This window comes from Streptomyces sp. NPDC086023 (genome assembly GCF_044540325.1).
Classification (GTDB): domain Bacteria; phylum Actinomycetota; class Actinomycetes; order Streptomycetales; family Streptomycetaceae; genus Streptomyces.
This window is the reverse complement of record NZ_JBITRX010000004.1, coordinates 221,742-243,114: the sequence shown is the minus strand read 5'-3', so window position 1 is coordinate 243,114 and position 21,373 is coordinate 221,742. Positions and strand designations below refer to the sequence as shown.

Here is a 21,373-nt window from a genome sequence, read left to right as displayed (position 1 = left end):
GAGAGCGACGTTTCACGTGAAACACGATGCACGCGCGGGCACTTCATCCCGCTACGACACTCCGAAATCCATACCGTCGGGACCTCAACGGCGCCTGCGGACCCGCCCCACGCGCGCGGCCTTGGCCCGCTTCGCCGCGAACCGCACGCCGCCGGGGCTCTCGCCCACCTCGACCCGGACCACGGTGGACATCGGCTCCACCACGCCCTCGCCGACCTGCAGCACCGAGGTCTTCACCACACCGAGCTTGGAGAGCGCCGTCTTCGCAGCGAGCAGCTCCTCGTCTGCCGTGTCGCCCTTCAGCAGGAGCATTTCTCCGTACGGACGCAGCAGCGGCACACCCCAGCCGGCCAGCCGGTCCAGCGGAGCCACGGCACGGGCGGTCACCACGTGCACCTGCGGCAGCTTGCCCAGCATCTCCTCGGCCCGGCCCCGCACCACGGTCACGTGGTCCAGGCCCAGCAGCTCCACGGCCTCCTGCAGGAAGTTCGTCCGCCGAAGCAGCGGCTCAAGGAGGGTGATCTTCAGGTCCGGCCGCACCAGGGCGAGCGGAATGCCCGGCAGTCCCGCACCCGAGCCGACGTCGCAGACGGTGACGCCCTCGGGCACCACTTCGGCCAGCACGGCGCAGTTCAGCAGGTGCCGCTCCCAGAGGCGGGGCACCTCACGCGGACCGATCAGGCCGCGCTTGACCCCCGCATCCGCCAGCAGCTCCGCGTAGCGGACAGCTTCCGGGAAATACTCACCGAACACCGTCCGCGCCTCTTCGGGCGCCGGGGGAAGCTCAGCTGCTGCCTCCGTCACGGGGGACCGTCCTTCCGTACGCACTGCGGTCGACTCACATGTGCTGGTTGAAATGCCAGGCTGACAAACTTCGGCCCCGTCTGCGACACAGACGGGGCCGACCACTGCACTATTCCGGTCAGGCCGGGAGCACAACGACGAAGCGCTCGGGCTCCTCGCCCTCGGACTCGCTGCGCAGACCTGCGGCCGCGACCGCGTCGTGCACGACCTTGCGCTCGAACGGCGTCATGGGCTGGAGCTTCACCGGCTCGCCGGAGCTCTTCGCCTCCTCCGCAGCCTTGGCGCCGATCGCCGCCAGCTCCTCGCGCTTCTTGGCGCGGAAGCCGGCGATGTCCAGCATCAGGCGGCTGCGGTCACCGGTCTCGCGGTGGACCGCGAGCCGGGTCAGCTCCTGGAGCGCCTCCAGGACCTCTCCGTCGCGCCCGACCAGCTTCTGCAGGTCGCGGCTGCCCGAGTCGCTGATGATCGACACCGCGGCGCGATCGGCCTCGACGTCCATGTCGATGTCGCCATCGAGATCGGCGATGTCGAGCAGACCCTCGAGGTAGTCGGCCGCGATCTCACCCTCCTGCTCAAGGCGGGTGAGGGTGTCGCCACCCTCGGCGGCGGCGGAGGTGGTGCCTTCCGTCACGGGATGGACTCCTTCTTACTTCTTGGGAGAGGTCTTGGGGGTCTGGCGCTGTGACTTGCTCTGCCGCTTGGGCTGCTGCCGCTTGGCGGCGGAGCTGCTGGCGGAGTCCGCGTCGGCGGTGGCGACGGTGCTCTTGGAGACCGTGCCGTCCGCCTGGGCGGCCAGGCCCTGCTTGGCCAGGGCGGAGACGAACTTCCGCTCGTTGTCGTTGCGGTCCGGGCCCTTGGCCACGATCGCGGCGACGACGTTCTTGCGACGACGGCCCTTGACGTTCCCGTGCGAAGCGACGTGCTTGAGCAGGCGCTGGAGGTACTGGTCCTGAGCCTTGGAACCCGGGGTGGGGTTCTGGTTGATCACGTACATCTGCTGGCCCATGGTCCACAGGTTGGTGGTCAGCCAGTAGACGAGGACACCGACGGGGAAGTTGATGCCCATGCCCGCGAAGATCAGCGGGAAGATGTACATCAGCATCTTCTGCTGCTGCATGAAGGGGGTCTTGACCGTGAGGTCGACGTTCTTCTGCATCAGCTGGCGCTGCGTGTAGAACTGCGACAGCGACATCAGCACGATCATGACCGCGGTCACGACGCGGACGTCGGTCAGCGAGGCGCCCAGGGCCTCGACCTTCTCGGCGCTGTCGGTGAACTTCGCGGCGAGCGGAGCACCGAAGATGTATGCCTGACGGGCACTGTCGAGCAGCGACTGGTCGATGAAGCCGACCGGCTTGTTGTTGGCGATGTCGCTGAGCACGGTGTACAGCGCGAAGAAGAACGGCGACTGCGCCAGGATGGGAAGGCACGAGGAGAGCGGGTTGGTACCCGTCTCCTTGTACAGCTTCATCATCTCTTCGGACTGGCGCTGCTTGTCGTTCTTGTAGCGCTCCTGGATGGCCTTCATCTTCGGCTGGATCGCCTGCATGTTCCGCGTGGCCTTGATCTGCTTCACGAAGAGCGGGATCAGGCAGATGCGGATCAGGATCACCAGGGAAACGATGGACAGTCCCCAGGCCCAACCGGTGTCAGGACCGAAAATCGCCCCGTACATGCTGTGGAACTGGACGATGACCCACGACACGGGCGTGGTGATAAAGCTGAACAGACTGGCAATCGTGTCCACTAATCAGGCTCCTTGAGCATTGCGAGGTCTACGCAACGCACTGCGCAGCTGTTCGTGCCAACGCGGGCGTTTGCGAGGTGGGACGTGATCGACTCCGCCTGGGGACCACGGATTGCACCGCAGGATCCGCCAGGCGGTCAGAAGCGTCCCTTTCACCGCACCATGCCGGTCGATGGCCGTGTACCCGTAGTGCGAACACGAGGGGTAGTAGCGGCACACCGGCCCGAGCAGCGGACTGATCGTCCACTGGTACAGCTTGATCAAAGCGAGCAGCGGGTACTTCATCGAGCCACGCCTCCCAGCAGCCGCTGCAGGGCGGCATCCAGGTCCCGGGCCAGTTGTTCGTGGTCGGCGTCGCCCGATCCGGGCAGCGCACGTACCACCACCAGGCTACCGGGGGGCAGCTCGGCGAGCCGGTCGCGCATCAGGTGGCGCAGTCTGCGCTTGACCTGGTTGCGGACGACCGCACCGCCCACTGCCTTGCTGACGACGAAACCCGCACGCGTCGGGGAAGCTGAGTCCCCCGGCTCGTGCGGGTCCGTTGCACCGCTGGTACGTAGGTGGACGACGAGGAGCGGGCGGCCGGCCCGGCGGCCTCGTCGTACCGCGGTCGCGAAGTCCTCGCGCCGCCTCAGCCGATGTTCGGTAGGCAGCACGACGTCATGACCTGCGCGCGATTACGCGGACAGGGCGCTGCGACCCTTGGCGCGGCGGTTCGCGAGGATCGCACGGCCGGCACGGGTACGCATACGCAGACGGAAACCGTGGGTCTTGGCGCGACGACGGTTGTTCGGCTGGAAGGTGCGCTTGCTCACTCGGGGGCTCCAGAAAATGAATCGTTGTGGCGGTACATCGCCTGGCTGTCACCGTGCGCCCACGAGGAACTTTCGCGTGATCGCCCGAGTGGACACCGCTAAACGATCACGTTCCGTGATCTTCGCCCATCGGTAGGCAGGCGGCAGCAGCCATCGACAACTCGACCTGGTTACGGTACGCGGGACTAGTCCATCCGGTCAAACCGAGTCGAGCCCGACCCTCACTGTGCACAGCCTGTGGACAACAACTTGAACCGCACGGGTCGCGCTGACTACCTTGGCTTGACCCCGCATTTTTTTGTCCCGACCGTCCCAAAGAACCACACATTCGTGGGACCTGTGAGAGAGCGTGCCCTGTGGCTGACGTACCTGCCGATCTTGCCGCAGTGTGGCCGAGGGTTCTCGAGCATCTCCTGGGAGAGGGACAGCAGGGCATCGAGGCCAAGGACAAGCAGTGGATCGAGCGCTGCCAGCCGCTCGCGCTGGTAGCCGACACCGCGCTCCTGGCCGTCCCCAACGAATGGGGCAAGCGCGTACTGGAGGGCCGGCTGGCCCCGCTGATCAGTGAGACCCTCAGCCGCGAGTGCGGCCGTCCGATCCGGATCGCCATCACGGTGGACGACTCGGCCGGCGAGCCGGCACCGGCGCCCTCGCCGCCCGCCCCGCAGGACCGTCCGCGCTACGACGACGGCTACGACCAGCTGCCCACGGCCCGTCCGGCCTACCCGGACTACCAGCCGCAGCGTCCCGAGCCCGGCGCCTGGCCGCGCCCCTCGCAGCAGGAGGAGTACGGCTGGCAGCAGCCGCGCCTGGGCGGCTTCCAGGAGCGGGACCCGTACGCGTCGCCCTCCGGCTCCGGCGGGTACGAGCAGCCGGGGCCGTCCTACGAGCCCCGGCCTTACGAGCCGAAGCCGTACGAGCCCCAGCAGTACGAGCAGCCCGCGTACGAGCAGCCCGCGTACGAGCCCAAACCGTACGAGCAGCAGCGCGCCGAGCCGAAGGCCGCGCCGCCCCCGCCCTCGTCCGGCTCCTCCTCGGGACCGGTCGAGCCGACCGCGCGACTGAACCCCAAGTACCTCTTCGACACCTTCGTCATCGGGGCGTCGAACCGCTTCGCGCACGCCGCCGCGGTGGCCGTCGCCGAGGCGCCGGCCAAGGCGTACAACCCGCTGTTCATCTACGGCGAGTCCGGCCTCGGCAAGACGCACCTGCTGCACGCGATCGGGCACTACGCGCGGAGCCTGTACCCGGGCACCCGGGTGCGGTACGTGAGCTCGGAGGAGTTCACGAACGAGTTCATCAACTCCATCCGCGACGGCAAGGGCGACGCCTTCCGCAAGCGGTACCGCGAGATGGACATCCTGCTGGTCGACGACATCCAGTTCCTGGCGAGCAAGGAGTCGACGCAGGAGGAGTTCTTCCACACCTTCAACACGCTCCACAACGCGAACAAGCAGATCGTGCTGTCCTCCGACCGGCCGCCCAAGCAGCTGGTCACCCTGGAGGACCGGCTGCGCAACCGCTTCGAGTGGGGGCTGATCACGGACGTGCAGCCGCCCGAGCTGGAGACCCGGATCGCGATCCTCCGCAAGAAGGCGGTGCAGGAGCAGCTGAACGCCCCGCCGGAGGTGCTGGAGTTCATCGCCTCCAGGATCTCGCGGAACATCCGCGAGCTGGAGGGCGCGCTGATCCGCGTCACGGCGTTCGCCAGCCTCAACCGGCAGCCGGTGGACCTCGGCCTGACCGAGGACGTGCTCAAGAACCTGATCCCGGGCGGTGAGGACACCGCACCCGAGATCACCGCCGGCGCCATCATGGCGGCCACCGCCGACTACTTCGGTCTCACGGTGGACGACCTCTGCGGCTCCTCACGGAGCCGGGTGCTGGTCACGGCCCGCCAGATCGCGATGTACCTGTGCCGGGAGCTCACCGACCTGTCACTGCCGAAGATCGGCGCGCAGTTCGGCGGCCGCGACCACACGACGGTGATGCACGCCGACCGGAAGATCCGCGCGCTGATGGCCGAGCGGCGCTCCATCTACAACCAGGTCACCGAGCTGACCAACCGCATCAAGAACGGCTGACCGCGCCGCCTCAGGGGCGCCCCGGGACTCGCTCCCGGGGCGCCCTTCGCCGTTCCGGGGGCCGCCGGAAGGTGTCCCGAGGCCGCTTCAGGGCCGTCCAGGAGCCGCTTCGGGACCGTCGGGGGGCCGTTTCGCCGCCCCCAGGGGCCCTCGGCGATTCGCTAGGCCGTTCGCGTGAACAGCGGGATCTGTTCGATTAGCGGCTTGGTTACGGGCGTCCTCCACAGATCTTGGAGTTTTTCCCGTCCACACCCTGGGGACCCCCGAATCCACCCACATTCCGTCCACAGGCACCCCTGTTGATGGAGCATCAGGGCTGGTCAGGGGGCTGTGGAATTGTGCGCGACGACAGTCCACAGGCTGTGGACGATCAAGCTGTCCACAGGGCCGTCCCCATGGTTGTCCACCGGTGGCCCACAGCCCGGGCCGGGTTGTCCCCAGCTTTCCTCAGCTTCTCCACACGGTTGTCCACTGTTCGGCAACCACACCGCCCCTCTCACCGCCCCGAGTGAAAGGCGTCACACCGATGTGGATGGTTGGGCTGTGGGGAAACCGGGTAAAGCTGGGGACAGAGCTGTGGAGTACCCCGGGTCACCTGGGGACGGACTGTGCAGAACTTTCGCTTCTCCACAGGAGACCCCTGTTGTCCACCGCCTCCGCCCACAGGGCCGGTGGACAAAAAACGGTTGCTGACCTGCGCGGACGCGGTTATCCACGGAATCCACAGGCCCTACTACTACCCCCATAGACAGTTAGGCCTGGCTCGGTTTTCAAGCAGGGCCTGTGCACAACTCGCCTCTCGGCTCTCCCGACGACTTCGGCCCGACTTGACGGGCAGCAGCACCGACTGTCGGCGCCGTACGTCAGACTGGTCTCCGGCATTCAGCCGACGACGAAGGCCAGCAGGGCGAGCCAGCAACAGCAGGAGGCGGTTCCGGTGAAGATCCGGGTGGAGCGCGATGTACTCGCGGAGGCGGTGGCGTGGGCGGCCCGTAGCCTCCCGGCCCGGCCGCCGGTGCCCGTTCTCGCGGGCCTTCTCCTGAAGGCCGAGGAGGGCTCGCTGAGCCTCTCCGGCTTCGACTACGAGGTCTCGGCCCGCGTCTCGGTCGAGGCGGACGTGGAGGAGGACGGCACCGTCCTCGTCTCCGGCCGGCTGCTCGCCGACATCTGCCGCGCCCTCCCCAACCGCCCGGTGGAGATTTCCACAGACGGTGTACGGGCGACGGTGGTCTGCGGCTCCTCGCGGTTCACACTCCACACCCTGCCTGTGGAGGAGTACCCGGCGCTGCCCCAGATGCCCACCGCCACCGGCACCGTCCCCGGCGAGGTCTTCGCGTCGGCCGCCGCCCAGGTGGCCATCGCCGCCGGCCGCGACGACACGCTGCCCGTCCTCACCGGCGTGCGCATCGAGATCGAGGGTGACCGGGTCACCCTCGCCTCCACCGACCGCTACCGCTTCGCCGTCCGCGAGTTCCTGTGGAAGCCCGAGAGCCCGGACGCCTCCGCCGTCGCCCTGGTGCCCGCCAAGACCCTGCTGGACACCGCCAAGTCCCTGACCAGCGGTGACACCGTCACGCTGGCGCTCTCCGGCTCCGGTGCCGGTGAGGGCCTGATCGGTTTCGAGGGCGCGGGCCGCCGTACCACCACCCGTCTGCTCGAGGGCGACCTGCCGAAGTACCGCACGCTCTTCCCGACCGAGTTCAACTCCGTCGCCGTGATCGAGACCGCCCCGTTCGTCGAGGCCGTCAAGCGCGTGGCCCTGGTCGCCGAGCGCAACACCCCGGTCCGGCTGAGCTTCGAGCAGGGCGTGCTGATCCTGGAGGCCGGCTCCAGCGACGACGCACAGGCTGTGGAGCGCGTCGACGCGCAGCTGGAGGGCGACGACATCTCGATCGCCTTCAACCCGACCTTCCTGCTCGACGGCCTGAGCGCCATCGACTCCCCGGTCGCGCAGCTGTCCTTCACGACCTCGACGAAGCCCGCGCTGCTGAGCGGCCGCCCGGCCGTCGACGCCGAGGCGGACGAGGCGTACAAGTACCTGATCATGCCGGTGCGTCTGTCCGGCTGACGTGGGGCAACCCGGGCGGCGCCCGGGGGAAGGTGTGGATCCGCGTCCGGGCGTAGGCTCGGACGCGGGTACGAAACCGCACACACAGTTAAGGAACCACCTGATGGAGCTCGGTCTCGTCGGTCTCGGCAAGATGGGCGGCAACATGCGCGAGCGCATCCGCCGCGCAGGCCACACCGTCATCGGATACGACCGCAACCCGGACCTCGCGGATGTCCACAGCCTCCAGGAGCTTGTGGACGGTCTCCAGGCCCCGCGCGTCGTGTGGGTGATGGTCCCCGCCGGTGAGGCGACCCAGTCGACCATCGACGAGCTGGCCGGCCTGCTCTCGCCCGGCGACATCGTCGTGGACGGCGGCAACTCCCGCTGGACGGACGACGAGAAGCACGCCGCCGAGCTGGCCGAGAAGGGCATCGGCTTCGTCGACTGCGGTGTCTCCGGCGGCGTCTGGGGCCTGGAGAACGGCTACGCGCTGATGTACGGCGGCGACAAGGAGAACGTCGCCCGGGTGCAGCCGGTCTTCGACGCCCTCAAGCCCGAGGGCGAGTTCGGCGCGGTCCACGCCGGCAAGGTCGGCGCCGGCCACTTCGCCAAGATGGTCCACAACGGCATCGAGTACGCCATGATGCAGGCCTACGCCGAGGGCTGGGAGCTGCTGGAGAAGGTGGACTCGGTCACCGACGTCCGCGAGGTCTTCCGCTCCTGGCAGGAGGGCACGGTCATCCGTTCCTGGCTGCTCGACCTGGCGGTCAACGCCCTCGACGAGGACGAGCACCTCGACAAGCTCAAGGGCTTCGCCCAGGACTCCGGCGAGGGCCGCTGGACGGTCGAGGCGGCGATCGACAACGCGGTGCCACTGCCCGCGATCACCGCGTCGCTCTTCGCGCGCTTCGCCTCGCGCCAGGACGACTCCCCGCAGATGAAGATGATCGCCGCGCTGCGCAACCAGTTCGGCGGCCACGCGGTCGAGACCAAGAAGTAGTACACCGTCCCCGTCCACAGGCTGGGGACGAACAGCAGGAGCCGGGGGAGGTCGGCCGCACCATGCATGTCTCGCACCTGTCATTGGCCGACTTCCGCTCGTACGCCCGGGCCGAGGTCCCCCTTGACCCGGGCGTCACCGCTTTCGTGGGCCCGAACGGCCAGGGCAAGACCAACCTGGTCGAGGCGGTGGGCTACCTCGCCACGCTCGGCAGCCACCGCGTCTCCTCCGACGCCCCGCTGGTACGGATGGGCGCCGACCGCGCCGTCATCCGTGCCGCCGTCACCCAGGGGGAGCGACAGCAGCTGGTCGAGCTGGAGCTGAACCCGGGCCGCGCCAACCGCGCGCGCGTCAACAGGTCCTCGCAGGTCAGGCCGCGGGACGTGCTCGGGATCGTGCGCACGGTGCTCTTCGCACCCGAGGACCTGGCCCTGGTGAAGGGCGATCCCGGCGAGCGCCGCCGCTTCCTCGACGAGCTGATCACCGCGCGCTCCCCGCGGATGGCCGCCGTCCGCTCCGACTACGAGCGGGTCCTCAAGCAGCGCAACACCCTCCTGAAGTCGGCGGCCATGGCCCGCCGGCACGGGGGCCGCCAGGGGGCACCTCCCGGACGGAGTTCGGGGGCGGACCTGTCCACGCTCGACGTGTGGGACCAGCACCTGGCCCGGGCCGGAGCCGAGCTCCTGGCCCAGCGGCTCGACCTCATCGCCACCCTCCAGCCCCTCGCCGACAAGGCGTACGAGCAGCTCGCCCCCGGCGGCGGCCCGCTCGGGCTCACATACCGCAGCTCGGTGGGCGAGGCGGTCGACGCGGCCGTCCACGGCACGCGCGAGGAGCTGTACGAGGCGCTGGTCGCCGCCCTCGCAGAAGCCCGCAAGCAGGAGATCGAGCGGGGCGTGACCCTGGTCGGCCCGCACCGTGACGAGCTGCTGCTGCGCCTGGGCGACCTGCCGGCCAAGGGGTACGCGAGCCACGGCGAGTCCTGGTCGTACGCGCTGGCGCTCCGGCTCGCCTCGTACGACCTGCTGCGTTCCGAGGGGAACGAGCCGGTGCTGGTGCTGGACGACGTCTTCGCCGAACTCGACGCCCGGCGCCGCGAGCGGCTGGCGGAGCTGGTGGCCCCGGGCGAGCAGGTCCTGGTGACGGCGGCGGTGGACGACGACGTGCCGGACGTCCTGGTGGGCGCCCGGTACGCGGTCTCGAACGGCGAGGTGACGCGGCTGTGACGGACGGGGACGGCAAGGCGGGCGGCGGCGAGGAGCCCCGCAAGGTCCCGGAGCCCTCCGGGGTGGACCTGGCGCGCCAGGCGCTGGCGGCCGCGAAGGAGGCGGCGCGGGCGCGCGGCCAGGCCGTGGGCAAGGACAGGAAGAAGCAGCGGGGCGGGCTGCGGTCGGGCGCCCGGGCGGACGGCCGCGACCCGATGCGGCTGGGCACCGCGCTGTCCCGGCTCCAGACCGAGCACGGCTGGGAGAACCCCCTCGCGGTGGCCGGCGTGATGCGCCGCTGGCCGGAGCTGGTGGGCCCGGAGCTGGCCAGGCACTGCGTACCGCTGAAGTACGAGGACGACCCGGACAAGCGCGAGCTGCACGTGCAGTGCGACTCGGACGCCTGGGCGGCCCAGCTGAGGATGCTGAGCGCGCAGCTCGTCGCGCGCCTGAACGAGGACCTCGGGCAGGGCACGGTCCGGCTCATCAAGGTGCTGTCGCCGAACACCGGCAGGCCCTCGTACTCGGGCCGGCTGAGGGCCCCCGGGACCACCCGGAACGACGGAAACCGGGGCTGAACCCCGCCCCGCGGAACCCCTGCGGGACGCCCATGGGACCTCTGTGGAGTGAGGTGTCCCTCACGGTAGCCGGAGGTTGACAGCCCGAAGCGCTGGAGGCCCGTGTGAGCCTCTTTGAGCCCCTTCCCGGATATGGGGAGTCGGGCGACGGAGGTTCAGGGCGGCACATGCGGACTCAGGTACCGGCAAACCCCCATTCATGTCAGCGCTACCGGTAGACTGGTAGATAATCCCGCCCTGCTCGCGGGATCCCGCTGAAAACGCTGACAACGCAGATCGACGCAGCCGCTCCTGCTTGCACCGGTGCTTGCTCGGAGTCAGGCCTGTGCTGTGCCAGAAAGGGCGCTTCGTGGCCGATTCCGGCAACCCCAACGAGAACACTCCGTCCACAGCCGGCGAGAACGGCGAGGTCACCGCCTCGTACGACGCCAGCGCGATCACAGTCCTCGAGGGCCTGGACGCCGTCCGCAAGCGACCCGGCATGTACATCGGCTCGACCGGTGAACGAGGACTGCACCACCTCGTCTACGAGGTCGTCGACAACTCCGTCGACGAGGCCCTGGCGGGCCACGCGGACACCATCGACGTCACCATCCTCGCCGACGGCGGCGTGCGCGTGATCGACAACGGCCGCGGCATCCCGGTCGACATGCACCCCGTGGAGAAGAAGCCGGCCGTCGAGGTCGTCCTGACCGTCCTGCACGCCGGCGGAAAGTTCGGCGGCGGCGGCTACGCCGTCTCCGGCGGTCTGCACGGCGTCGGCGTCTCCGTCGTGAACGCCCTGTCGAGCCGCGTCTCCATCGAGATCAAGCGCGACGGCCACCGCTGGACCCAGGACTACAAGCTCGGCGCTCCGACCGCTCCGCTGGCCAAGCACGAGGAGGTCTCGGACTCGGGGACCTCGGTGACGTTCTGGGCCGATCCGGACATCTTCGAGACCACCGAGTACTCCTTCGAGACGCTCTCGCGCCGCTTCCAGGAGATGGCCTTCCTCAACAAGGGCCTCACCCTGAAGCTGACGGACGAGCGCGAGTCCGCGAAGGCCACCGTCGGCGCCGATTCGGCCGAGGAGGCCGACGACAACGTCGCGCGCACGGTCTCGTACTGCTACGAGGGCGGCATCGTCGACTTCGTGAAGTACCTCAACTCGCGCAAGGGCGAGCTGATCCACCCGACCGTCATCGACGTGGCGGCCGAGGACCGGGAGCGCATGCTCTCGGTCGAGATCGCGATGCAGTGGAACAACGGCTACACCGAGGGCGTGTACTCGTTCGCCAACATCATCCACACGCATGAGGGCGGTACCCACGAGGAGGGTTTCCGTGCCGCGTTGACGTCGCTGATCAACAAGTACGCGCGTGACAAGAAGCTGCTGCGGGAGAAGGACGACAACCTCACGGGTGAGGACATCCGCGAGGGCCTGACGGCGATCATCTCGGTGAAGCTGAGCGAGCCGCAGTTCGAGGGTCAGACGAAGACGAAGCTGGGCAACACGGAGGCCAAGACCTTCGTGCAGAAGGCGGTCTACGAGCACCTGGCGGACTGGCTGGACCGCAATCCCAACGAGGCGGCGGACATCGTCCGCAAGTCCGTGCAGGCGGCCACGGCGCGTGTCGCGGCGCGCAAGGCGCGTGACCTGACGCGTCGCAAGGGTCTGCTGGAGAGCGCCTCGCTGCCGGGCAAGCTGTCGGACTGCCAGTCCAACGACCCGACGAAGTGCGAGATCTTCATCGTCGAGGGTGACTCCGCCGGCGGTTCGGCGAAGTCGGGCCGGAATCCGATGTACCAGGCCATCCTGCCGATCCGCGGCAAGATCCTGAACGTGGAGAAGGCGCGGATCGACAAGATCCTGCAGAACACCGAGATCCAGGCGCTGATCAGTGCGTTCGGTACGGGTGTGCACGAGGACTTCGACATCGAGAAGCTCCGCTATCACAAGATCATCCTGATGGCGGACGCCGACGTCGACGGTCAGCACATCAACACCCTGCTGCTGACGTTCCTGTTCCGCTTCATGCGGCCGCTGGTGGAGGCGGGGCACGTGTACCTGTCCCGCCCGCCGCTGTACAAGATCAAGTGGGGTCGTGACGACTTCGAGTACGCGTACTCGGACCGTGAGCGCGACGCGCTGGTCGAGCTCGGCAAGCAGAACGGCAAGCGGATCAAGGAAGACTCGATCCAGCGGTTCAAGGGTCTGGGCGAGATGAACGCCGAGGAGCTGCGGGTGACCACGATGGACGTGGACCACCGCGTGCTCGGCCAGGTCACGCTGGACGACGCGGCCCAGGCCGACGACCTGTTCTCGGTGCTGATGGGCGAGGACGTCGAGGCACGGCGCTCCTTCATCCAGCGCAACGCCAAGGACGTCCGCTTCCTCGACATCTGAGTCGGTCCGTCGCTGACCGCCTGAAAGGACTTGAAGACCAGCAATGGCCGACGAGAACACTCCCACCACCACCGAGACCCCCGAAGAGGAGCCGCAGCTGCGGATCGAGCCCGTCGGGCTCGAGACGGAGATGCAGCGCTCCTATCTCGACTACGCGATGTCCGTCATCGTGTCCCGCGCGCTGCCGGACGTACGTGACGGCCTCAAGCCCGTCCACCGGCGCGTGCTGTACGCGATGTACGACGGCGGCTACCGGCCCGAGAAGGGCTTCTACAAGTGCGCCCGCGTCGTCGGCGACGTCATGGGCACGTACCACCCGCACGGCGACTCCTCCATCTACGACGCCCTGGTGCGCCTGGCCCAGCCGTGGTCCATGCGCATGCCGCTGGTCGACTCCAACGGCAACTTCGGCTCCCCGGGCAACGACCCGGCGGCCGCCATGCGCTACACCGAGTGCAAGATGGCGCCGCTGTCGATGGAGATGGTCCGCGACATCGACGAGGAGACCGTCGACTTCACGGACAACTACGACGGCCGCAACCAGGAGCCGACGGTCCTGCCGGCGCGCTTCCCGAACCTCCTGGTCAACGGCTCCGCCGGCATCGCCGTCGGCATGGCCACCAACATCCCGCCGCACAACCTCCGCGAGGTCGCGGACGGCGCGCTGTGGTACCTGGCCAACCCCGAGGCCTCGCACGAGGAGCTGCTGGACGCGCTCGTCGAGCGCATCAAGGGGCCCGACTTCCCGACCGGCGCGCTGGTCGTGGGCCGCAAGGGCATCGAGGAGGCGTACCGCACCGGCCGCGGCTCCATCACGATGCGCGCGGTGGTCGCGGTCGAGGAGATCCAGAACCGCCAGTGCCTGGTGGTCACGGAGCTTCCGTACCAGACCAACCCCGACAACCTGGCGCAGAAGATCGCGGACCTCGTCAAGGACGGCAAGATCGGCGGCATCGCCGACGTCCGTGACGAGACCTCCTCGCGCACGGGCCAGCGCCTGGTGATCGTCCTCAAGCGGGACGCGGTCGCCAAGGTCGTGCTGAACAACCTGTACAAGCACACCGACCTCCAGACGAACTTCGGCGCCAACATGCTGGCGCTGGTGGACGGCGTGCCGCGCACGCTGTCGCTCGACGCGTTCATCCGCCACTGGGTGCACCACCAGATCGAGGTCATCGTCCGGCGGACGAAGTTCCGCCTGCGCAAGGCGGAGGAGCGCGCCCACATCCTGCGCGGCCTGCTCAAGGCGCTGGACGCGATCGACGAGGTCATCGCCCTCATCCGGCGCAGCGACACGGTCGAGGTCGCCCGTACCGGCCTGATGGACCTCCTGGAGATCGACGAGATCCAGGCGAACGCCATCCTGGAGATGCAGCTGCGCCGGCTGGCCGCCCTGGAGCGCCAGAAGATCGTCGCCGAGCACGACGAGCTCCAGGCCAAGATCAACGAGTACAACGCGATCCTGGCCTCCCCGGAGAAGCAGCGCGCCATCGTCAGCGAGGAACTGGCGGCGATCGTCGAGAAGTTCGGCGACGACCGGCGCTCCAAGCTGGTGCCGTTCGACGGCGACATGTCCATCGAGGACCTCATCGCCGAAGAGGACATCGTCGTCACGATCACCCGCGGCGGCTACGTCAAGCGGACCAAGACCGACGACTACCGCTCGCAGAAGCGCGGCGGCAAGGGCGTCCGGGGCACGAAGCTGAAGGAAGACGACATCGTCGACCACTTCTTCGTCTCCACCACGCACCACTGGCTGCTGTTCTTCACCAACAAGGGCCGGGTCTACCGCGCCAAGGCGTACGAGCTGCCGGACGCCGGCCGGGACGCGCGCGGCCAGCACGTGGCGAACCTGCTGGCCTTCCAGCCGGACGAGCAGATCGCGCAGATCCTCGCGATCCGCGACTACGAGGCCGCCCCGTACCTGATCCTCGCCACCAAGGCGGGTCTGGTGAAGAAGACGGCGCTGAAGGACTACGACTCCCCGCGCTCGGGCGGCGTCATCGCCATCAACCTGCGCGAGCAGGAGGACGGCAACGACGACGAGCTGATCGGCGCCGAGCTGGTGTCCTCCGAGGATGACCTGCTGCTGATCAGCAAGAAGGCGCAGTCCATCCGCTTCACCGCGACGGACGACGCGCTGCGCCCGATGGGCCGTGCCACCTCCGGTGTGAAGGGCATGAGCTTCCGCGAGGGTGACGAGCTGCTCTCGATGAATGTCGTCCGGCCCGGTACGTTCGTCTTCACCGCGACGGACGGCGGCTATGCCAAGCGGACCCCCGTCGACGAGTACCGCGTCCAGGGACGAGGTGGCCTCGGAATCAAGGCCGCCAAGATCGTGGAGGACCGCGGTTCCCTCGTCGGGGCCCTGGTGGTCGAGGAGACGGACGAGATCCTCGCCATCACGCTCGGCGGAGGTGTGATCCGTACGCGAGTCAACGAAGTCAGGGAGACCGGCCGTGACACCATGGGCGTCCAGCTGATCAACCTGGGCAAGCGCGACGCCGTCGTCGGCATCGCGCGGAACGCCGAAGCCGGCCAGGAGGCTGACGAGGTCGACGAGACCGACGCAGTCGAGGGGCAGGCCGAGGAAGCACAGGTCACCGAGGCCGCCGAGGGCACCGAGCCCTCGGCCGCGGAGCAGTAGGAGTAGAACGTGAGCGGAGCCACCGGCGCCGGATCGGCCACGACTGGAGCGAACGGTGCCGGTGGCCCCGCCGCGGACTCCAAGGGGGGAACCGTGACGGACACCCGCGGGCCGCAGCCCCAGGCTGCCGGTCCCTACCACCCGCCGCAGGCGTACGCGGCCCCCGCGGGGCCCGGCACGCAGCGCGGCGAGCAGCAGCAGCGCGTGGCGCGCACGGGGGCCCGTACGACGCCCCGTACGCGCAAGGCGCGGCTGCGCGTGGCGAAGGCCGACCCCTGGTCGGTCATGAAGGTCAGCTTCCTGCTGTCGATCGCGCTGGGCATCTGCACGATCATCGCGGCGGCGGTGCTGTGGATGGTCATGGACGCCATGGGCGTCTTCTCGACCGTGGGCGGGACGATCAGCGAGGCCACCGGTTCCAACGAGAGCAACGGCTTCGACCTCCAGTCCTTCCTGTCCCTGCCGAGGGTGCTGATCTTCACCTCGGTGATCGCGGTCATCGACGTGGTGCTGGCCACCGCGCTGGCCACGCTGGGCGCCTTCATCTACAACCTGTCGGCGGGCTTCGTGGGCGGCGTCGAGCTGACCCTCGCCGAGGACGAGTAGAGCGCTCTGCTGGGGCCCTCGCAGGGCCGTGACCAGCGATTTGGGAACTACCGGGTCTGTGCGCTAATCTTCAGAGGTCAGCGCGCAGCGCGGAGGGGCTATAGCTCAGTTGGTTAGAGCGCATCCCTGATAAGGATGAGGCCACAGGTTCAAATCCTGTTAGCCCCACAGATCGGCAACGGCCCGACGGAGACTCTCCGTCGGGCCGTTGCCGTTGTGGGGCCCCGCTCGTTCCCTAGGTCACCGATCGGTATCGGTCGGTGTGTATAGTCGGGCGCCAGAAGTCCCCTACGTCAACGAAAGACGAGGTCGCGCGGTGAAGAAGCTGCTCCTGGTCGCACTGGCCGCCATCGGCGGGCTCCTCGTGTACCGCCAGATCCAGGCGGACCGCGCCGAGCAGGACCTGTGGACGGAGGCGACCGACTCCGTGCCGTCCGGCTCCGGTGTGTGAGACCGACTGAAGGCTGAGTCATGAAGCCCCGGCTGCCGCTGCGGCCGGGGCTTTGTGCTGTTCTGCGGTAGTTCGTTCGTTTTTGCTAACTTTCTGCTTGCGCTAGCAAACTCGGGGTGGGGCGTGATGAAGCACGGGTCGAGGCGTCTGGTCGGTTCGCTGGTGGCGGGTGCCCTGGCGGTCGTCCCCGGGACGGCGTACGCGGCTCCGGACCCCGTCCCGTCGTACGTGCCGCACCCGGGGGCCGAAGCGGTCGAGGGCGGCGCCAGCACGGCGAACGGCCCCGAGCTGCGGGCCGGACGGACGTACGAGGACACGCTGCCGGTGGGCGCCGAGCGGTTCTACCGGGTGGAGCTCGACGGGAAGTCCAGCGTCTACGTCTCGGCGACGGTACGGCCGAAGGCGGACGCGAAGGTCAAGTACGGCGACGGCGTCGACGTGGTGCTGATGGACACCGGCGGCAAGGAGTGCACCAGCTCCGGCGGCGTCACCTTCGGCGGCGACCAGGCTCGGCCGCTCGCGGACCTCGCGGTGCGCCGGCTGGAGGAGGACGGCGACTGCCAGGCGGCCGGCACCTACTACGTCAAGGTCACCCGGGAGACCGACAAGGAGTCCGACCAGGCCGATTGGCCCATGGAGCTCCAGGTCGTACGGGAGCCGGGTCTGGCGGGCGGCAACGCGCCCACCGCCGGCCCGAGCGCCTACCCGTCCGCGCCGGTCTCGGCTCCCGGCGGCGCGCCGGTGAGGCGGGCGGGCGGCACCGGGTTCAACGACGCGCGCGCGGTGGGACAGGGCGTCTACACCGCGGACATCCGCCCCGGGCAGAGCCTCTTCTACCGGGTGCCGGTGGACTGGGGGCAGCAGCTGAGCGTGGACGTGGAGCTGTCCGAGGCCCAGATGACCAAGGACTCCGGCTACGCCTCCTACGGCCTCATCTCCGAGGTCTACACGTCCGTGCGAAACCTCGTGCACTCCACGAACGACACTTACAGCGGCAAGCAGTTGAGGCTGCCGCTCGGCCCGCTGGCGCCGGTCGCGTACGAGAACCGCTTCTCGGACAACAGCGACATACGGCAGCTGCGCAGCGCCGGGTGGCACTATCTGGCCGTCACCCTGAACCAGAAGGTCGGGGAGTTCACCACGGGCTCCGTCCCGCTCACGCTCCGGGTGAAGCTGACCGGCCAGGCCGCCCAGGGCCCGGCCTACGCCGAGCCGGAGCAGGCCAGGAAGGCCGGCTTCGGGCTGACCGACGAGGACCGGGCGGCCGCCGACGCGGGGCAGACCGCGATCGAGGCCTCCGAGGCGGCCGACTCCCGCGCCACGATGCGGATCGTCGCGGCCGGCGGCATCGGAGCCGGGACCGTGCTGCTGCTGTGGCTGGGCGGCTGGACGCTGCTGGCGCGGCGCAGGGCCGGTGCGTAGGAGACCGGTGGCCGCCCGGTACGGCGCCGGGTGGCTCAGGTCTGGGTGAGGGCCCAGAAGCCCACGGCGAAGCAGAGCAGGGCGAGCAGCAGGACCGGGACGGCGACCTTCTTCGGGGGGCCCGGGCGGCGTGCCGGGGCCGGGGCGGGCGCGGGGGTGTCCGGTGGGCCCGCCAGGGGGTGCGGGGCCGTGTAGGGCCGCGTGCCGTCCTGCTGGGGGAAGGGGCTCGCCGCGGCGTCGCGCGGAGGCGGGGGAGCCAGATGGAAGCTGCCGGTCTCCGACATGGCCGACTGGGGCGCGTACGGGTTCGCCGGCGGCGCCTCGTACGGGCTCCGGGCCCTGGTCGCCGAGGTCTGGGTGGGTTCGCCGGGGGAGTACACCGTGGCGGAAGGGGTGACCGCCGCCGGTGCGGCCGATGTTTCACGTGAAACATCGGCCGGCGCGGGCACGGTACTCGCGACGGGTGCGGGACCCTCGGGGCCGAAGCCCGCGGGGAGGGGGCCCAGCTGGTCGAAGACCTCGACCGGCTCCTCGTCGGGACCGGGCTCGGGAAGCAGCTCCACGGCCGCCGTGAGGGCCTTGCGGGCCCCTGTGGCCGTACGGAAGCGGACCGCCGGGTCGGGCTGGAGCAGAGTGGCGATGACCTGCCACAGCGGCTCCGGGATGCCCTGTGGGGCACCCGGAGTTCCGTGGGCCATGAAGTGCTCCACGAGCGCCTGCGCGTCGGGCTTCTGGCCCTGCAGCAGGTAGAGGGCGACCAGCCCGACGGCGAACAGGTCGGCGGGGAAGTCGGGCTCCGCTCCCACCAGTTGCTCGGGTGCGAAGTAACCCGGCGTCCCCACGACGTAGTTGGTCTCCGTCAGGCGGGGCTCGCCCTTGCGCATGGAGATGCCGAAGTCCGACAGCCGCAGGTGCGGCCGGCCGGTTCCGGTGGCCTCCAGCAGGATGTTGGCCGGCTTGATGTCGCGGTGCACGACGCCTTCCGCGTGCACCGCCTGCAATCCGGACAGCAGCTGGTCGAGCAGGGTGCAGACGAAGCGGGGCGGCAAGGGCCCGTAGTCGCCGATGACGTGGGCGAGCGAGCCGCCGCTCACCAGGTCCATGGTGAACAGCACCTTGTCGTCGTCGGCCGCCCAGCTGGCGGGGGCCAGCACGTGCGGGTGATCGATCCGCAGTGCCTGCTCGCGGACGAAACGCAGCAGGGTGTGGGCGTCGCTCTGCTGGAGCACCTTGGCGGCCACGTACCGCTTCCGCCGGTGGTCCCAGGCCCGCCACACGGCCCCGACCCCACCGCGTCCGATCGGATCGATCAGTTCGTACCGACCGGCGAAGACCTCACCCATCGCGCTGCGCCCGCTCCCCGTCTGGTGTCAGCCCTGGTGCGCCTCGTAGTGGGACACCGCGTCCGCGGTGCGCCCGGCGCCGTACACCCGGAGGAACTCTGCCAGTTCCGGGTGGGTCGGTGCGAGGGAGTCCGCCGCATCGATGATGTCTCCCGCCGCGGCCACCGAGCGCAGCAGCGACTGGATCTCGCGCACCACGCGGCGCACGGTGGGCGCGCCGGAACTGGTGGTGGTCTGCGAGGTGTTGCTCAGGACGGAGCCGCCCTGGGTCTTCTTGATCTCGTCCATCCGGTCGGTGGCCTCGGCCGCGCTGACACTGCCGTCGGCGACCAGTCCGGCCAGCTCCTGGAGGGCCTGGACGCGCTGGACCACTGCCGGGTTGCCGATCTTGGCGCGCTGGCCGCTCATCAGCTGGGACAGCATGGGCGCCGACAGGCCGAGCACGGCAGCGAGGCGGGCCTGGTTCAAGCCGAGGTCATCTATGAGTCGGCGGAAGAGCGCGCCGAGGGGCTCTCCGTACCAACTGCGCTGAAGCTCTCTGGCTCTGGCCGTGGCCTCTTGCTGTACTGCGTCCACTACTACTCCCCTTCGCTGGTGCGAACCTCGCGAGCATCTTACGGAGAGTGGTCGCGGACCGGGAGTCCCTATCATTTTGCGGGATACAGGGGATGACCCGGTACTCTGGTCTGCGGCAGTGGCCGAGGCTCAGCGGAGCCCGGTCGCATCCACTTTCGGGGCCTTAGCTCAGTTGGTAGAGCGCTGTCTTTGCATGGCAGATGTCAGGGGTTCGACTCCCCTAGGCTCCACGTATCAGACCCCTCCGACCTGCGGAAACGCGGATCGGAGGGGTCTTTTTCATGCCCGGGAGCGGGCGGGCGCCGGGGGCGGGAACGGAGCGGGAGGGGTTCGGGAACCGCGGGAGAGAGGCTCCTCACCAGTCGAAGGCCTGCCGACCGGGCGGCCAAGGAGAAGGGGTTCCCGTGGCGAAGATCGTTCTGGTGTCCGGCAGCACGAGCCGGGAGTCGGTGAACACGGCGGTCCTGGAGACCGTGCGGGGCATCCTCGCGGAGCTGCCCGGCTCCCATGAGGCGGTGCTGCTCCCCATCGCGGAGCTCCCGTTCTACGACGTGGAGATCGAGCGCGCGGACAGCTCGGATGCGGTGCGCGCGGCGAAGGAGCTGGTCTTCGGCGCCGACGCGGTCGTCATCAGCACCCCTTCCTACAACGGTGAGATGCCCGGCGTCCTGAAGAACGCCCTGGACTGGCTGTCCCGTCCGGGCGGCGCCTCGCCGCTGAAGGACCGCGTCACCGCCGTGACCAGTGCCTCGCCCGGCGCTCGCGGTGGCCTCGACGCCCAGCCCGGCCTGGTCGGCGTACTCACCCGGGTCGGCGCGCAGGTCGTCGCCCACGAGCCGGTCGCCGTCGGCGGTGCCGCGAACCTGCGGAACGCCGAGGGCCGGTACGAGGACCCCGAGACCGTCGCCGCGCTGGAGAGCCTGACGGGCGCGGTGCTGGCCGCAGTGGCCGGCCGCGCGGAAGTGCTCGTCTGATGGCCTCCGGGGAGATCGGGCTGCTGCGCCTGATGAAGGAGGACCTCGACGTGGTCGTCGCCCGCGATCCCTCGATGCGCAACCGCAGGGAGGCCCTGCTGCACGCGGCCCTGCCCGCGCTCTGGGCCCACCGGGTCGCCCACCGGCTGCACCGCCGGGGGCTCCGGCTGACGGCCCGTGCCATCGCCTGGTCCGCCCGCCGCCGTACCGCCGTGGAGATCCACCCCGGCGCCGAGATCGGCCGCCGGGTGCTCATCGACCACGGCGCGGCCGTGGTGATCGGCGAGACCGCGGTGGTCGGCGACGACGTGACCATCTACCACCAGGTGACGCTCGGCGCGGTGGGCTGGTGGAGCGACAACAAGCGCCCCGAGGGTGCCCGCCGGCACCCCGTGGTGGGCCACGACGTGGTGCTCGGCACCAACGCGACCGTACTGGGCCCGGTCACCATCGGCGAGCACGCCGTTATCGGGGCGCAGGCACTGGTGAACAAGGACGTGCCCCCGGGCGCCAGGGTGCTGGCCGCGACCGCCGTGATCAAGGCGGTCGGCGAGGAGCCGCAGCCCATGGAGGACCTGTACGCGGTGACCGCCTCGGCCGGCTCCTGGTAGTTCCGGCGCCCCCGCACCCCCGAAGACCCCACCGGCGTACGGCTGACCGTACGACCACCCCACACACAGCCGTA

The 21,373-nt window shown here is 69.4% G+C and carries 20 protein-coding genes and 2 tRNA genes; 14 read left to right on the top strand and 8 right to left on the bottom strand.

Features of this window, described 5'->3' with window-relative positions:
* Positions 1-84: 84 nt before the first annotated feature.
* The 6 genes from rsmG to rpmH all read right to left on the bottom strand — a co-directional run bounded on the left by rsmG (position 85) and on the right by rpmH (position 3,366).
* The gene (gene rsmG / locus ACIF6F_RS10540; protein ID WP_399944068.1) at positions 85-804 is read right to left on the bottom strand and encodes a 16S rRNA (guanine(527)-N(7))-methyltransferase RsmG; all 720 of its coding nucleotides are present in this window, start codon (positions 802-804) and stop codon (positions 85-87) included.
* A 118-nt stretch (positions 805-922) separates the two neighbouring features.
* On the bottom strand, positions 923-1,435 hold the full coding sequence (locus tag ACIF6F_RS10535; RefSeq protein WP_399944066.1) for a protein jag: 513 nt from the start codon (positions 1,433-1,435) through the stop codon (positions 923-925).
* Positions 1,436-1,450: 15 nt separating this feature from the next.
* A complete protein-coding gene (gene yidC, locus ACIF6F_RS10530; protein ID WP_399944063.1) occupies positions 1,451-2,551 on the bottom strand; it encodes a membrane protein insertase YidC in 1,101 nt (366 codons plus the stop codon).
* A gap of 3 nt (positions 2,552-2,554) precedes the next feature.
* Positions 2,555-2,836 carry a membrane protein insertion efficiency factor YidD gene (gene yidD / locus ACIF6F_RS10525; protein WP_399944060.1) on the bottom strand — a complete coding sequence of 94 codons (282 nt, stop codon included), beginning with the start codon at positions 2,834-2,836 and terminating at the stop codon, positions 2,555-2,557.
* A complete protein-coding gene (gene rnpA, locus ACIF6F_RS10520) occupies positions 2,833-3,207 on the bottom strand; it encodes a ribonuclease P protein component (protein ID WP_399944057.1) in 375 nt (124 codons plus the stop codon). Before rnpA ends, yidD begins: the two co-directional genes overlap by 4 nt.
* Positions 3,208-3,228: 21 nt before the next feature.
* Positions 3,229-3,366: a 50S ribosomal protein L34 gene (rpmH, locus tag ACIF6F_RS10515; protein ID WP_030457638.1), complete on the bottom strand. Its 138-nt coding sequence runs from the start codon at positions 3,364-3,366 to the stop codon at positions 3,229-3,231.
* A gap of 356 nt (positions 3,367-3,722) precedes the next feature.
* Between rpmH and dnaA the strand changes: the two genes are divergently transcribed.
* The 11 genes from dnaA (at position 3,723) to ACIF6F_RS10460 (ending at position 17,795) form a co-directional block, all read left to right on the top strand.
* Positions 3,723-5,450 (top strand): chromosomal replication initiator protein DnaA, encoded by a 1,728-nt coding sequence (gene dnaA / locus ACIF6F_RS10510; protein ID WP_399944054.1) that lies wholly within the window; start codon positions 3,723-3,725, stop codon positions 5,448-5,450.
* A gap of 937 nt (positions 5,451-6,387) precedes the next feature.
* Complete coding sequence (dnaN, locus tag ACIF6F_RS10505) at positions 6,388-7,518, top strand: DNA polymerase III subunit beta (protein WP_399944052.1); 1,131 nt, start codon at positions 6,388-6,390, stop codon at positions 7,516-7,518.
* A gap of 103 nt (positions 7,519-7,621) precedes the next feature.
* On the top strand, positions 7,622-8,500 hold the full coding sequence (gene gnd, locus ACIF6F_RS10500; RefSeq protein WP_399944049.1) for a phosphogluconate dehydrogenase (NAD(+)-dependent, decarboxylating): 879 nt from the start codon (positions 7,622-7,624) through the stop codon (positions 8,498-8,500).
* Positions 8,501-8,562: 62 nt separating this feature from the next.
* Positions 8,563-9,726, top strand: a complete 1,164-nt coding sequence (gene recF, locus ACIF6F_RS10495; RefSeq protein ID WP_399944046.1) for a DNA replication/repair protein RecF — start codon at positions 8,563-8,565, stop codon at positions 9,724-9,726.
* Complete coding sequence (locus ACIF6F_RS10490; protein ID WP_399944044.1) at positions 9,723-10,283, top strand: DUF721 domain-containing protein; 561 nt, start codon at positions 9,723-9,725, stop codon at positions 10,281-10,283. The genes recF and ACIF6F_RS10490 overlap by 4 nt, the downstream gene beginning before the upstream one ends.
* Before the next feature lie 325 nt (positions 10,284-10,608).
* Positions 10,609-12,669, top strand: coding sequence for a DNA topoisomerase (ATP-hydrolyzing) subunit B (gene gyrB, locus ACIF6F_RS10485; protein ID WP_399944042.1), 2,061 nt, complete (start codon positions 10,609-10,611; stop codon positions 12,667-12,669).
* A gap of 43 nt (positions 12,670-12,712) precedes the next feature.
* Positions 12,713-15,316 (top strand): DNA gyrase subunit A, encoded by a 2,604-nt coding sequence (gene gyrA, locus ACIF6F_RS10480; RefSeq protein ID WP_399944039.1) that lies wholly within the window; start codon positions 12,713-12,715, stop codon positions 15,314-15,316.
* Positions 15,317-15,409: 93 nt separating this feature from the next.
* Positions 15,410-15,922 carry a DUF3566 domain-containing protein gene (locus ACIF6F_RS10475; protein WP_399944038.1) on the top strand — a complete coding sequence of 171 codons (513 nt, stop codon included), beginning with the start codon at positions 15,410-15,412 and terminating at the stop codon, positions 15,920-15,922.
* A gap of 94 nt (positions 15,923-16,016) precedes the next feature.
* Positions 16,017-16,090, top strand: a tRNA-Ile gene (locus ACIF6F_RS10470).
* Positions 16,091-16,238: 148 nt separating this feature from the next.
* On the top strand, positions 16,239-16,373 hold the full coding sequence (locus tag ACIF6F_RS10465) for a DLW-39 family protein (protein WP_208809277.1): 135 nt from the start codon (positions 16,239-16,241) through the stop codon (positions 16,371-16,373).
* Between the two features lie 126 nt (positions 16,374-16,499).
* Positions 16,500-17,795 carry a hypothetical protein gene (locus tag ACIF6F_RS10460; protein WP_399944035.1) on the top strand — a complete coding sequence of 432 codons (1,296 nt, stop codon included), beginning with the start codon at positions 16,500-16,502 and terminating at the stop codon, positions 17,793-17,795.
* 35 nt (positions 17,796-17,830) lie between these two features.
* On the opposite strand, the gene ACIF6F_RS10455 is transcribed toward ACIF6F_RS10460, so the two are convergent.
* Together ACIF6F_RS10455 and ACIF6F_RS10450 are read right to left on the bottom strand one after the other, a co-directional pair.
* Positions 17,831-19,138, bottom strand: coding sequence for a protein kinase (locus ACIF6F_RS10455; RefSeq protein ID WP_399944033.1), 1,308 nt, complete (start codon positions 19,136-19,138; stop codon positions 17,831-17,833).
* 27 nt (positions 19,139-19,165) lie between these two features.
* Complete coding sequence (locus tag ACIF6F_RS10450; RefSeq protein WP_399944030.1) at positions 19,166-19,714, bottom strand: helix-turn-helix domain-containing protein; 549 nt, start codon at positions 19,712-19,714, stop codon at positions 19,166-19,168.
* A gap of 157 nt (positions 19,715-19,871) precedes the next feature.
* Here ACIF6F_RS10450 and ACIF6F_RS10445 point away from each other — a divergent pair.
* The 3 genes from ACIF6F_RS10445 to epsC all read left to right on the top strand — a co-directional run bounded on the left by ACIF6F_RS10445 (position 19,872) and on the right by epsC (position 21,299).
* Positions 19,872-19,944, top strand: a tRNA-Ala gene (locus ACIF6F_RS10445).
* Between the two features lie 174 nt (positions 19,945-20,118).
* Positions 20,119-20,688, top strand: coding sequence for an NADPH-dependent FMN reductase (locus tag ACIF6F_RS10440; RefSeq protein ID WP_399944027.1), 570 nt, complete (start codon positions 20,119-20,121; stop codon positions 20,686-20,688).
* Positions 20,688-21,299 (top strand): serine O-acetyltransferase EpsC, encoded by a 612-nt coding sequence (epsC, locus tag ACIF6F_RS10435; protein ID WP_399944024.1) that lies wholly within the window; start codon positions 20,688-20,690, stop codon positions 21,297-21,299. The genes ACIF6F_RS10440 and epsC overlap by 1 nt, the downstream gene beginning before the upstream one ends.
* The last annotated feature ends 74 nt before the right edge of the window (positions 21,300-21,373 follow it).